This window comes from Undibacterium sp. 5I1, from assembly GCF_034314085.1.
Taxonomy (GTDB): Bacteria; Pseudomonadota; Gammaproteobacteria; order Burkholderiales; family Burkholderiaceae_D; genus Undibacterium.
Map to the genome: position 1 here is coordinate 1,594,769 of NZ_JAVIWI010000001.1, position 13,197 is coordinate 1,607,965.

General features: G+C 44.6%; 11 protein-coding genes and 1 tRNA gene. 1 reads left to right on the plus strand and 11 read right to left on the minus strand.

What is annotated here, in order from left to right; all coding sequences use genetic code 11:
• Positions 1-213 precede the first annotated feature (213 nt).
• From cysE to rnr, 3 genes are all read right to left on the minus strand, one after another.
• Positions 214-957, minus strand: coding sequence for a serine O-acetyltransferase (cysE, locus tag RGU72_RS07140; RefSeq protein ID WP_323493725.1), 744 nt, complete (start codon positions 955-957; stop codon positions 214-216).
• 170 nt (positions 958-1,127) lie between these two features.
• A complete protein-coding gene (rlmB, locus tag RGU72_RS07145; protein WP_322119072.1) occupies positions 1,128-1,871 on the minus strand; it encodes a 23S rRNA (guanosine(2251)-2'-O)-methyltransferase RlmB in 744 nt (247 codons plus the stop codon).
• Between the two features lie 222 nt (positions 1,872-2,093).
• Complete coding sequence (rnr, locus tag RGU72_RS07150) at positions 2,094-4,568, minus strand: ribonuclease R (protein ID WP_322119073.1); 2,475 nt, start codon at positions 4,566-4,568, stop codon at positions 2,094-2,096.
• 175 nt (positions 4,569-4,743) lie between these two features.
• Between rnr and RGU72_RS07155 the strand changes: the two genes are divergently transcribed.
• A tRNA-Leu gene (locus RGU72_RS07155) sits at positions 4,744-4,828 on the plus strand.
• Between the two features lie 383 nt (positions 4,829-5,211).
• Here RGU72_RS07155 and trhA read toward each other — a convergent pair.
• The 8 genes from trhA to hfq form a co-directional block, all read right to left on the minus strand.
• Entirely contained in the window at positions 5,212-5,829 is a 618-nt protein-coding gene (gene trhA / locus RGU72_RS07160; RefSeq protein ID WP_322119074.1) for a PAQR family membrane homeostasis protein TrhA, read from the minus strand.
• Positions 5,830-6,341: 512 nt separating this feature from the next.
• On the minus strand, positions 6,342-6,881 hold the full coding sequence (locus tag RGU72_RS07165) for a phosphoribosyltransferase (protein WP_322121577.1): 540 nt from the start codon (positions 6,879-6,881) through the stop codon (positions 6,342-6,344).
• 37 nt (positions 6,882-6,918) lie between these two features.
• The gene (locus RGU72_RS07170; protein ID WP_322119075.1) at positions 6,919-8,232 is read right to left on the minus strand and encodes an adenylosuccinate synthase; all 1,314 of its coding nucleotides are present in this window, start codon (positions 8,230-8,232) and stop codon (positions 6,919-6,921) included.
• 3 nt (positions 8,233-8,235) lie between these two features.
• The gene (locus RGU72_RS07175) at positions 8,236-9,387 is read right to left on the minus strand and encodes an ATP phosphoribosyltransferase regulatory subunit (RefSeq protein ID WP_322119076.1); all 1,152 of its coding nucleotides are present in this window, start codon (positions 9,385-9,387) and stop codon (positions 8,236-8,238) included.
• Between the two features lie 133 nt (positions 9,388-9,520).
• Complete coding sequence (hflC, locus tag RGU72_RS07180; RefSeq protein WP_322119077.1) at positions 9,521-10,432, minus strand: protease modulator HflC; 912 nt, start codon at positions 10,430-10,432, stop codon at positions 9,521-9,523.
• Positions 10,432-11,721 carry an FtsH protease activity modulator HflK gene (hflK, locus tag RGU72_RS07185; protein ID WP_322119078.1) on the minus strand — a complete coding sequence of 430 codons (1,290 nt, stop codon included), beginning with the start codon at positions 11,719-11,721 and terminating at the stop codon, positions 10,432-10,434. Before hflK ends, hflC begins: the two co-directional genes overlap by 1 nt.
• A 62-nt stretch (positions 11,722-11,783) precedes the next feature.
• On the minus strand, positions 11,784-12,908 hold the full coding sequence (gene hflX / locus RGU72_RS07190; protein WP_322119079.1) for a GTPase HflX: 1,125 nt from the start codon (positions 12,906-12,908) through the stop codon (positions 11,784-11,786).
• 38 nt (positions 12,909-12,946) lie between these two features.
• Positions 12,947-13,183 (minus strand): RNA chaperone Hfq, encoded by a 237-nt coding sequence (hfq, locus tag RGU72_RS07195; RefSeq protein ID WP_322119080.1) that lies wholly within the window; start codon positions 13,181-13,183, stop codon positions 12,947-12,949.
• Positions 13,184-13,197: the final 14 nt, after the last annotated feature.

Consider the following 13,197-nt stretch of genomic DNA (forward strand, 5'->3'; position numbering starts at 1 on the left):
TACAGTATATTTAAACGTCCAATAATAACCTGGTCAATATGGCTATTTTGACGAATTTAAGGGGGAGTATATCAATCCGACATGTAATTCAATGCCATTTTTGATTGATATTTCCAGGGTCTGGCCGACTAAGTTATTTTAGCTCTGTAAGAAAAGAAAAAGTACATTATCGATTTTGCGTAAGTCCTATAAAAATAGAATAATCGCCTCAGATCAATCAACCAAACTATTAATTTGTTCTGGATTGAGCTTATCGGTGGCCGCTTGTTGCTCGCAGGCGATGCCTGCACTGGCAAGTGCGATGGTTAATTTTTCTATTTGCTCTTGCTGTGCGGCGGCATGGTCGATCAACTTATGTAGCACTTTAGAAATCGGATCATCACCGTTCGACGTTACACCATAGGCACTAAACAAATTGCCTGTACCAGCATCGGACGCGGATTCTTTTTTTACGATATGAGCCGGATTACCGACGGCAGTTGCGCCAGCTGGCACGGGTTTAACCACGACAGAATTAGAACCAATTTTGGCACCTGCACCAATCGTAAAACCACCTAGCACTTTAGCACCGGCACCGACAATCACACCTGGTTCTAAAGTCGGATGCCGCTTAGCGCCTTTAGAGAGTGAGGTCCCACCTAAAGTCACTCCCTGATAGATCGTGCAGTCGTCACCGATCTCCGCGGTCTCACCAATCACAACACCAAAACCATGATCGATAAAAACTCTGCGTCCTATGGTTGCGCCCGGATGGATTTCTATGCCAGTCACGATGCGCGCCAAATGGGCAATAAAACGCCCCAGCCACTTCAAACCACGAGTCCAGCACCACTTTGCCCAACCATGCATCAAGATTGCATGAAAGCCTGGATAACAAGTCACGACCTCCCAAGTATTGCGGGCAGCAGGATCTCGTTGGATGATGTTGGCGATATCTTCGCGCAAGCGGCTAAACATGATGTGATCTGTAAAAAATAAAAGAATGAGAATGGCAGAAACCAAAAGGGAGATGCATCTTAGCGCGTCCAGAAAATTCCTGCCGACACTAAACGAACTCCTGAGGAGTCCGCGCTAAGATGAAGAGATCAGAGCACCGCTAAAGAAATGTCGATATAGAGACAAGAATATTATCGGACACCCGGCAAACGCTGTCTACGAGCTTCGTATAGACACAAGCCAGAGGCAACTGAGACATTTAAACTTTCAACCGAACCAAACATTGGAATACTAACCAATGCATCGCAGGTTTCTCTAGTCAAGCGGCGCATGCCCTCGCCTTCCGACCCCATAACGATCGCAATACCGCCCTTAAAATCAACGTCGTAAATCGTCTTATCCACTTCATCAGAAGTACCAACCAACATGATGTCGCGTTCTTTTAATTCACGCAAAGTACGCGCCAGATTCGTTACTGTGATGTACGGCACCGTCTCTGCCGCGCCGCTGGCGACTTTGGCTGCAGTCGCGTTTAAACCAACAGCCCGGTCTTTTGGCGCAATGACTGCGTGTGCACCGGCACCATCAGCCACCCGTAAACATGCGCCCAGATTATGCGGATCGGTGATGCCATCCAAGATGAGCAATAAGGGTGGGCCTTCAATTGCATCCAATAATTCATCCAAATTGCGTGCTAAAGATAACTCACCTGCTTTTGCCACAACACCTTGATGACGGCGAGTGCCGACAATATTGGATAAACGCTGATCATCTGCCGGAATAATACGCACACCTGCTGCTTTTGCTGCACTTAACAGGTCTTTCATACGGCCATCAACACGCGAAGAATCCACGTAAATTTCTTCTACTGAGGACGCCTCATGACGAATACGAGATGTCACAGCATGGAAACCAAAAATCATTTTATTTTTCATTATTTACTTCTTTAATTTATTTCTTTGTTCAACTAAATGGGGCGTTCATTCCATGTACCACAGATCACACGGAATATTTACTACGTCAGAAACTTACTATGTTTGTCGCACTTACTACATTTGCAGCAAATCCAACATATCGTGTGCATATCTGTTTTACTTAAGCACCTTCAATTACGTGCTTTTTGATGCAGGAATTGATCATTTCTTTTACTGTTTCTTTTACCGTTTCTTTTTGCCGCTCCTAGATGCTGCGCGAGGTGCGCGTTCGGTGGTTGCAGGCTTACCGGAACGCGAATTCGCAGCCGGACTAGCGGCTTTAGCTGCGGTTTTATTCGGCGCTTTTGCACTTGCCTTATTTGTCTTCACGCCAGCTTTACCTACGCTGGCTTTACCTGCTTTAGCGCGCTCAGTAGCGCCTGAATTACCACGGGCATCTGCCGCTGGTGCAATGCGAGCAGCAGCACCGCTGGCTGGTACGATTGCCAAATCAATTTTGCGTGCGTCGAGATCAACCCGGCTTACCTGCACTTTGATTTTGTCTGCTAATTGATAACGCTTGCCCGTGCGCTCACCACGCAACTCGTGACGTGCATCATCGAACTGAAAATAATCAGCACCAAGTTCAGTAATATGCACCAAGCCTTCGATATAAATATCATCCAATTGCACGAAAATACCAAACTGCGTTACGCCCGAAATAGTGCCGCTAAATTCTTCACCGAGTTTATTCCTGATGAAATAACATTTCAGCCAGGCTTCCACGTCGCGGGACGCTTCATCTGCTCTGCGCTCATTTGCAGAGCAATGCACACCAAGAGCATCCCAAATGGTCAGATCTTGCTCTGCTTTGGGCTTTTTACCAGCAGCCTTATCAATAATTTGCTGTTTGCGCGCGGCATTAGAAACCGTCGTATTGAGCAAGCTGGTATCTATCCCTTTTGGCTCATATTTTTTGCCTAACAAAATGGCTTTGATCGCTCTATGCGTCAACAGATCAGGATAACGTCGGATCGGGCTGGTGAAATGCGCATAAGCGTCATAGGACAAACCAAAATGGCCGATATTATCCGGGCTGTAGACCGCTTGTTGCATAGAGCGCAGCAACATGGTTTGCAGCAAACTGGAGTCTGGACGCCCTTTGATTTTGCCCATGAGTTCAGCATAATCAGAGGCGGATGGTTTATCCCCACCCGTTAAATTAAGGCCGACTTGCTTTAAGAAGTTTCTGACTTGCGTCAGTTTTTCTTTGGTCGGTCCTGCATGAATGCGATAGGTTCCCGGTTGCTTGTATGTCTCCAGCAAATTAGCAGCACATACATTGGCAGCCAACATGCATTCTTCGATCAGCTTGTGCGCATCATTGCGAGTACGCGGCAGAATTTTTTCTATCTTGCCGGCGGCATTGCAAACGATATAGGTTTCCGTCGTCTCAAAATCAATTGCACCACGACGATGGCGGGCTTTTAACAATGCCTGGAAACAGTCGTATAAATCCAATAAGTGCGGTACTAAGGTCAGACGTTTGTTTGCCTCCGGACCTTTGGTATTACCTAAAATTGCAGCGACTTCTGTGTAAGTAAAGCGAGCGGAAGAATGAATAACAGATGGATAAAATTGATACGCTGTCACTTCCCCGTCGAGAGAAATCACCATATCGCAGACTAAAGTCAATCGATCCACATCAGGGTTAAGCGAGCACAATCCGTTCGACAATTTTTCCGGTAGCATCGGGATAACCCGGCGCGGGAAGTAAACCGATGTACTGCGTAATAATGCATCTTGATCGAGTGCGTCATTTGGTTTGACGTAATGACTAACATCGGCAATCGCAACAATCAGACGATAGCCTTTTGATCGACCAGTTTTAATGGCTTCGCAATAGACGGCATCATCAAAGTCACGTGCGTCTTCACCATCAATGGTTACCAGCGGGATATCGCGCAAATCAACACGATCAACCAAATCAGCATCGCGGATCTCGGAAGGCAATTTACTGGCTGCTTTTTTTGCTGATTCAGAAAACTCATGCGGTACGCCAAATTTTCTGACGGCGATTTCGATTTCCATTCCGGGATCATCAACGTCGCCTAATACCTCAACAATGCGGCCAACTGCTTGTGCATATTTAGTCGGTTGTTCGGTCAGTTCTACGCTAACAACTTGTCCCGATTTAGCTTTGCCAGGCGAACCCGCAAGCAAAATATCCTGACTAAATCGTTTATCTTCTGGAGCAACGATCCACACGCCATTCTCATTGAGCAACCGTCCAATGATATGGGTATTAGCACGCTCTAAAATTTCGATAATGCCGCCTTCCAGGCGACCTCGCCGGTCTGTGCCGACAACACGTGCGGTGACGCGATCACCATGTAATACGCGTTGCATTTCTCTTTCTGGCAAAAACAAATCTTCGCTACCGTCTTCTGGCGTTAAAAACCCATAACCATCGCGATGGCTACTAACCCGACCGGAAATAAAATTATCCTGATTGGCAAGCGTGTAGTTTCCAGACTTATCTTGCTTGACCTGCCCATCTCTTTCCATCGCGTTTAATCGTCGCACCATGCCGTCAAGCTCCTCAGGTTTTACGCCTAGTTGGTCTGCAATCGTCTCCACCTGTTGCTTCGAGCTCGAGGTGCGCAGGATGCCGAGAATTTCCTCGCGGCTTGGAATGGGGTAGGAATGTTTATTCAAGAGTTGAAAATCTTTTCTTCAGTATGATTAAAAATGGGTTCCTGTCACTTTTACAGGAAGTACTTAGTTTACCGGAGCGCAAGCAAATTGCCTAACTTTACTCTCTATCTTACGTCCCTGAACTGGCCAAGCTATTGACTTAGTACGCGGATACTCTATAATCACGTCTTTCGTTGCCCACGTGGCGGAATTGGTAGACGCGCATGGTTCAGGTCCATGTGCCTTCGGGTGTGGGGGTTCGAGTCCCTCCGTGGGCACCAAGTATTTTAAGCCTCGTTGATTTTTCAACGAGGCTTTTTGCTATTTGGATGACTAAATTCGTTTGCATTTTCGCTTTCGCTCAACACCGCTCCTAGCTTCTACTCAATGCATTACACATCGAGTATTTGGTCGCTGAGTTGATTGAGGAGAAATCTCATCTGTTCAGCGAACGGTTTTAAGATTATAACTGCGAATACACGACTCATTGATGACACAAGCGAAGCAAATGTGATCGATCTAAAGATCAACCCCGATCTTTGCTCAAGCCCATCTAAAACTATCGTTTTATTTATACATCTCCTAGCTTTTTATCTCATCTGCTCTTCAGATAACATATTGATTACTAGAGAAATTTAATCTATCAGTTTTTTACCTACGATCACTAAGCAACGTAAAATAAAACTGCAACATAGTGGCAAATACTGCCAGCCAAAACAAAAAGATGCCATACGCCATGGCCATGCTTCACCTTGTGATCGGTAGCATAAAAACCAATTCCTAAAGTATAAAACAGCCCTCCTGCAGCAAGCCATGCAAAACCATATGTGCCTAGCGCAGTGAATAAAGGCTTAATGCCGATCAATGCCAACCAGCCCATCATTACATAAATGATCAGCGACATGATGCGCGCGCCTTTAGCCAGCCATATTTCCTGAAGAATACCGGCCAACGCTAAGCCCCAGACTACGCCAAACAAGGTCCATCCCCAAGCACCACGCAAGGTCACCAGAGTGAACGGCGTGTAGCTTCCGGCAATCAATAAGTAAATTGCACAGTAATCAAATTTTTGAAACACATTTTTAGCTCCTCCACGCAGGCTGTGGTAAAGCGTGGACGCTAGATAAAGAATCAATAAGGTAGCGGTATAAATACTGAAGCTAACTATTTTCCAAGGATCACCAGATTTTGCTGCGAGTACGATTAAGACAGTACCGCCTATAGCAGCCAAAGCGGCGCCGACTGTATGGCTGATACTATTGAAACGTTCACCGTAATGCATAGGTTATTTGTCCGTTATTTGTTAATAATTTACTCATCATTTTGATTGCCTGTTTGCTTATTTATCTTAATTGTTTAGGCTATGTAATCAATCGTTGAATAGTTTGGTTATGTGTACAACAACCGGAATTTCAAGCAACACCATACCGCTTTATATTTATTCACAAGCTGCGAACAGATACAAACTAAGAGTCACTATAAGCAGCTATGCGAGCATCATTGATAGATCTAAACGCTCCAACAATATTAATACTGATAGTGAGTATATTTTAATTGTCCAGAGATTAATTGGACAATACAGCATTTTTATTGAAAATCTAGGGGAGTATATTTAACTCGATAAATCCGTGGATCAAATATCACTCTCAACAATAGGTAATACCGATTTTGTATTCCTGTTGGGCAATTAGTTTTGAATTCGCGTGGGGCTTGATTTCTGTTAATTCGAATGATCTATGTCTTATCAATATCAAAAAAAACGGGAGCAAATTTTGTTTGCTCCCATCATGATGATTACTCTTTTGTCTCACCTTTTTTTAACCAAGCATTTAATTGCTGTGGTCGAATACTGTCGTACTCTTCAAAAGGTTGATGTATCCAAGGATTGCTTGCAAGGTAATCCAGATAAAAATCTGGCTTTACAGTCGAGCAAGCCTTATACCAAATCACGGCTGATTTGGCCTCAGTAACACCTGGGAAATTTTCACGCAGATGATGCAAAACTTTTTCTAAGGTGACACCGGAATCGACCAGATCATCCACTACTAAAACGCGTCCTTGCAAACTACCCTTGGTCATCGAAATATATTTACCTATATCCAATGATCCCTGCACTGTACCCGCGTCTTCACGATACGAGCTAGTCGATAAAATTGCCAATGGCACATCAAAAATACGGGATAAAGTATCACCGGGACGCAAGCCACCACGCGCGAGGCATAAAATCTGGTCAAACTTCCAACCAGACTCATATACTTTTAACGCCAAATGCTCGACGGAGCGATGGTAGGACTCCCATGAAACCCATAAATCTTTATCTGTTGAAGCTGGCAACGTCATCTTACTTCCCTTATTTTATTTATTTGCTGAATTATAGAAATGGGTGACGCAAAACGATAGTCTCTTCCCGATCCGGGCCAGTAGAAACCATATCAATAGGCACGCCAACTAATTCTTCAATACGCTTAATATAATTACGCGCGTTCAATGGCAAGGCATCCATACTTTTTGCACCTACGGTTGTTTCTGTCCAGCCTGGCATTTCCTCATAAACAGCGACACAACGAGCTGCTTCTTCGGCGCCAACCGGGAAGATATCCACGGCTTTACCATCAACGATATAGCCAGTACAAAGCTTCAATGTCTCAACACCATCCAACACGTCTAGCTTGGTTAAGCACATGCCAGACACGCCATTGATCTGTACAGAACGCTTCAGCAGTGCTGCATCAAACCAGCCGCAACGACGAGCGCGGCCAGTGACTGTACCAAACTCATGTCCAACGCTAGCTAAATGTTTTCCAACACCTTGATCCGTCGGCAATTCAGAAGGGAAAGGGCCAGAGCCAACACGGGTTGTATAGGCTTTAGTAATTCCCAAAATGTAATGCAACATATTTGGGCCAACACCAGAGCCTGCGGCAGCGTTACCCGCGACGCAATTGCTGGAGGTAACGAACGGGTATGTGCCATGATCCACATCTAACAAACTACCTTGTGCACCTTCAAACAGCAAGCTAGCGCCATTTTTATATGCGGCATAAAGGGCGCTAGAAACATCGGCAACCATAGGACGGATACGCGGCACATTTGCCAAGGTATCATCCAATGTTTTTTGAAAATCAACGGCTGGCGCTTTGAGGTAATTGGTTAGCACAAAATTGTGGTAATCCAGATTCTCTTTGAGTTTTTCAGCAAAGCGTTCTGCGTTAAGCAAATCGGCAACGCGAATCGCACGACGAGCGACTTTATCTTCATACGCTGGGCCGATGCCTTTTCCAGTCGTACCAATTTTGGCCGCGCCACGCGCTACTTCACGCGCTGCATCAAGTGCCGTGTGGTAAGGCAGAATTACCGGGCAAGCTTCTGAAATTTTGAGGCGCGATACAACCTCTACGCCATTGGCCTGCAGTTTATCAATTTCACGTAATAAATCGGGGACTGACAACACAACGCCATTCCCGATATAGCAAGCAGTGCCAGCGCGCATGATGCCGGAGGGGATCAATTGCAATGCCGTTTTTTGCCCGCCAATCACCAAAGTGTGACCAGCATTATGTCCGCCTTGAAAACGAACTACGCCTTGTGCGTGATCCGTCAACCAGTCAACGATTTTGCCCTTACCTTCATCGCCCCACTGGGTACCAATAACGACGACGTTTTTTGCGATTTTATTTTGTGACATCACTTAACCTACACTTTTAAGAATCCAATGACTACCATCAAATACGACTGCCCTATTACAGTCAAATTCGTCCTGTTCGCTCTCATGACCTGGCAAACTTTGAATAACAATTTCTCCACTTTTGCGTAATTCACCAATCTTTATTCGCAGTGCAGGGTCTTTACTCCATGGGGCAAGAATCGCATCTTTGCGCTCTGCCGATGGCATTAGACGCGCTAACTCGCGTAAATCAAGTGAAAATCCAGTCGCTGGGCGTGCACGGCCAAAAGCTTCACCAACATGATCGTAACGTCCGCCGCGAGCAACTGCATTTGGTAAGCCTGGCACAAAAGCATTAAACATTACTCCGCTGTGGTAATGATATCCACGTAAATCTGCCAAATCTATCGTAACTCTCGCACTACCGGCAAGCTTCACCAGATAGTCAAGCTCATCCAAGGCAACAGCAATTCCAGTAAGTGGCGGCAATATAGCGCGTGCGCGCTCAATCACCGAGATATCTCCATATAACTTAGGCAAATCTAACAAAGCTTGCCTTACGACCGGACTAAACTCTTTAGAAATTAACTCTATTGCAGACAAGTCTTTCGCTTCCAGTAAGGCGAATAAACTAGACGCATGCTTTTTAGCAACGGGATCACTTTCTAACAGAGATCTCAGTACACCAACATGGCAAAGGTCAAGGTGCACTTCTGAGATATTTGCTATTGCTAAAGAAGCTAACGCTAATTCCTGGATTTCAGCATCCGCCTCTAAACCAGCATGCCCATAAATTTCAGCACCAATCTGAATTGGCTCACGTGTTGCATGCAGGCCAGACGGGCGCGTGTGCAATACACTGCCTGCATAACATAAACGCGTCACAGAATTACGGTTCAGTAAATGCGCATCAATCCTTGCGACCTGAGTTGTCATATCAGCCCGAACTCCCATGGTTCGGCCGGATAATTGATCAACCAATTTAAACATACGCAAATCCATGTCCTGACCGGCACCTGTCAGCAAGGATTCTATGTATTCGAGTAAAGGTGGCATGACCAACTCGTAGCCATACAATCTAAAATTGTCCAACAACACACGTCGTAACTCTTCTATTTTGCGTGCTTCGGATGGCAAAACATCAGCAATATTTTCCGGTAAAAGCCAATTTGGCATGAGCTTACAATCAAATAAAAACAAACAACAAATTATCAAACCTCAAACGCAACAAACGTAGGTCTGCCATCATATTAGATAGCACGACCTACGTTATCACCTTGTCAGTTACGGGTATTACTTAATAAATTAATTACTTTGACTTACTTGGAGCGACGGCTGAACCACTTGAGCCACCTACGCCAGGCGCTTTAAAATATTTAAAAAACTCAGAATTTGGATCAACTACCATCACATCATTCTTAGTTTTAAAGCTGGCACGATATGCCTCCAAGCTGCGATAAAATTTGTAAAACTCTGGATTTTGACCGAACGCCTGCGCATAGATTTGTGACGCTTCAGCATCACCAGCGCCACGCATCTTTTCAGCCTCACGATATGCTTCAGCCAGAATTACCGTTCTTTGTTTATCTGCATCTGCTCTGATTTTTTCGGAATCGGCAGATCCGGTAGAGCGTAATTCATTGGCCACGCGAGTACGCTCTGCTTTCATTCGATCGTAAACTGAACTATTGATCTGATCTACATAATCAACGCGTTTCAATCGCACATCAATAATCTCTACGCCGATTTGCTTTGCCTCATCAGTAACTTTGACGCGGATCGCTTCCATAACTTTGCCACGCTCACCAGAAATGACTTCACGTACAGTGCGTTTAGTGATTTCATCATTTAAGGCTGCTTTTACAATTTGATATAAGCGGTCACGAGCTCTGCCCTCATCACCTTTGAAGCTAACGTAATACAATTTTGGCTCGATAATGTGCCATTTTACGAAAGCATCAACCAATATGTTTTTCTTTTCTGCCGTAATGAAACGATCTGCATCTGGAGTATCTATCGTCAAAATACGTTTATCTAAAAACAAAACATTTTGAAACGGTGGTGGCAATTTGAAATGCAAGCCTGGCTCGCTAATCACCGCTTTTACTTCACCTAATGCAAAAACAATGGCATATGATTTTTGATCCACAACAAAAATCGTGGAATACAAAATCATTATTGCAACGATGAGAGCAAGTATCGAGGAAAATAACTTATTCATTATCTTACCTCCCGATCACGAGAATCACGACTATCACGGGATCTGCCGTCTTTACTGTAGCGCAACTCAACCGTCGGAATCTGCTCAGTTACTTGCGGGGTTGGTGCTGCCGGTGTCGTTGTTACAGATGAAGGTGAGGACTTAACATTGGCATTATCCGACGCTTGAATTAACTTATCTAAAGGAAGATAAATCATATTGTTACCACTCTTAGAATCCATCATGACCTTAGTCGTACTGGAAAAAATTTGTTGCATCGTTTCAAGATACATACGGTCTCGCGTAACTGCAGGCGCCTTTTGATATTCAGCCAACACTTGCTTAAAACGCGATGCATTACCTTCGGCGGTCGCTACAATTCTTGACTCGTATGCTTCTGACTCTTGCAACATGCGCGATGCCTCACCACGTGCTTTCGGAATCACATCGTTTGCGTAGGCTTGGCCTTCGTTTTTTTGACGTTCTTTATCCTGACCTGCTTTTACGGCATCATCAAAAGCTGCTTGTACTTGCTCAGGAGGCTGTACACCTTGCATCGTGACATTCGCAACCTGTACACCGGCTTGATACCGTTCAAGAATTTGCTGCATTAAAGCACCAACATCTTGCGCAACCTTTTCTCGTCCCTCGTACAGAACAAAATCCATTTTACTTTTCCCTACAACTTCACGAATCGCAGTTTCTGCAACTTGCTTGATCGTACCCTCTGGATCACGATTATTAAACAGCCAATCAGACGCACTCTTTAATTTATATTGAACGGCGAACTGAATATCGATGATATTTTCATCCTCGGTCAACATCAGTGCTTCTTTTGGCTCTTTATTCTTAACATTGGAGCGATAACCAACTTCGACGGTGCGTACCTGAGAAACGTCGACGATTTCATGAGCCTGAATCGGGTAAGGCCAACGCCAGTTAAAACCGGACATTGTTGTATGGCTGAACTTACCAAATGTCGTAATAACGCCGGTTTGACCTTCTTGAACAATGAAGAATCCACTGATTAACCAAATAAACGCCAGCACAACAACGATGATGCTTACACCTAATTTAGCACTGGCAGCATCAGGAGTGAATCCACCGCCACCGCCGCCATTATTACCATTATTTTTTGAGCCTAGGAAACGACTAATGCGTTCATTAAAGTCGCGCCATAATTTCTCTAAATCGGGTGGGCCCTCAGGTGGCTTCTTGCCATCCTTGTCGTTATTTTGAGAGCCACGACCCCACTGAGGATCGTTCAACGACATCGTTAAGCCAATTTTTTTTAGAAGTGAAACGAACATTCTGTCGTTATCCAATAAAATAATGAGTTGAACTACAAATAGACTTAATACTGAATAAATTTTTAGACAAACCGCGCATCATCAAACTGGGCGATCTCTACTGGATTATTTCTTTTTAATGCGTAGTCTTTAGCAAACTCTGTAACCGCTTGCCGCAACAAACCTACTCCGGCACCAGTTTGCGCACTCAAAAAAACTCTTTGAATTTTATCATACTCACCTAGCTCCAAACTCGGCTCCAAACCAGCCAAATCGATCTTATTCCAAACCAATAATTGAGGAATATGGTCAGCACCGATCTCTTTCAATACGTCATTAACTTGTTGAATTTGGTCTAAGCGCACTGGGCTACTTGCATCAACTATATGCAACAACAGATCGGCATGAATTGTCTCTTCCAAAGTAGCACGAAATGCATCGACCAATTGATGCGGTAGTTCCCTGATGAACCCTACCGTGTCAGATATCACGACACTACCTGCATCGGCAAGATACAAACGTCGTGATGTAGTGTCTAACGTAGCAAACAACTGGTCTGCTGCGTAAGCACCCGCCTTCGTCAACGAATTAAATAACGTAGATTTACCCGCATTGGTATAACCAACCAAAGATACTGAAAAGGTGTGGCTTCTACCACGCGAACGTCTTTGTGTTTCACGCTGCTTATGCAACTTACCCATACGAGCTTTAAGTGCTTTAACTCGATCCCCGATTAAACGGCGATCAGTTTCAAGCTGAGTCTCTCCAGGCCCGCGCAAACCAATACCACCCTTTTGTCGCTCCAGATGAGTCCAGCCGCGTATCAACCTTGTAGCAAGATGCTGCAACTGCGCTAATTCGACTTGGACTTTACCTTCATGACTATGAGCACGCTGCGCGAAAATATCAAGAATCAGACTAGTTCTGTCGACCACCCGTATTTTCAAACGTCGCTCTAAATTCCGCTGTTGTGCAGGTGATAATGCATGATTAAAGATTGCAATATCGAGCTCAGCATCAGCAATGGTATTTGCAATCTCATCCGCTTTACCAGAGCCCACAAATAACGCAGCATCAGGACTAGAGCGCTTGCAGGTAATGGTTGTGATGGGCTCTGCCCCCGCAGATTGGGAGAGCAGAGATAGTTCTTCTAAACTAGCGGCAAAATCATCTTTACCGAAGTCCACACCGATTAAAACGGCGCGCATAGAAAAATTTTATTTTTCAAAAAATAAATGCCTAATAATTACTCGGGCTCTGACTCAGTATTGATGGTCACAGCACGTGCGGGAACAACAGTAGAAATGGCGTGTTTGTATACCATCTGCGTCACTGTATTACGCAATAAAACTACGTATTGATCAAAAGATTCAATATGACCTTGCAACTTAATGCCATTCACCAAATAGATGGATACAGGAATATGTTCTTTACGAAGTGCGTTCAAGAACGGGTCTTGTAACAGTTGCCCTTTATTACTCATAACAGCTCCAATAT

Excerpts from the sequence above, each read along its gene's own strand:
- cysE (WP_323493725.1), bottom strand. The coding sequence starts at position 957 with ATGTTTAGCCGCTTGCGCGAAGATATCGCCAACATCATCCAACGAGAT.
- rlmB (WP_322119072.1), bottom strand. The coding sequence starts at position 1,871 with ATGAAAAATAAAATGATTTTTGGTTTCCATGCTGTGACATCTCGTATT.
- trhA (WP_322119074.1), bottom strand. The coding sequence starts at position 5,829 with ATGCATTACGGTGAACGTTTCAATAGTATCAGCCATACAGTCGGCGCC.
- RGU72_RS07170 (WP_322119075.1), bottom strand. The coding sequence starts at position 8,232 with ATGTCACAAAATAAAATCGCAAAAAACGTCGTCGTTATTGGTACCCAG.
- RGU72_RS07175 (WP_322119076.1), bottom strand. The coding sequence starts at position 9,387 with ATGCCAAATTGGCTTTTACCGGAAAATATTGCTGATGTTTTGCCATCC.
- hflC (WP_322119077.1), bottom strand. The coding sequence starts at position 10,432 with ATGAATAAGTTATTTTCCTCGATACTTGCTCTCATCGTTGCAATAATG.
- hflK (WP_322119078.1), bottom strand. The coding sequence starts at position 11,721 with ATGTTCGTTTCACTTCTAAAAAAAATTGGCTTAACGATGTCGTTGAAC.
- hflX (WP_322119079.1), bottom strand. The coding sequence starts at position 12,908 with ATGCGCGCCGTTTTAATCGGTGTGGACTTCGGTAAAGATGATTTTGCC.
- hfq (WP_322119080.1), bottom strand. The coding sequence starts at position 13,183 with ATGAGTAATAAAGGGCAACTGTTACAAGACCCGTTCTTGAACGCACTT.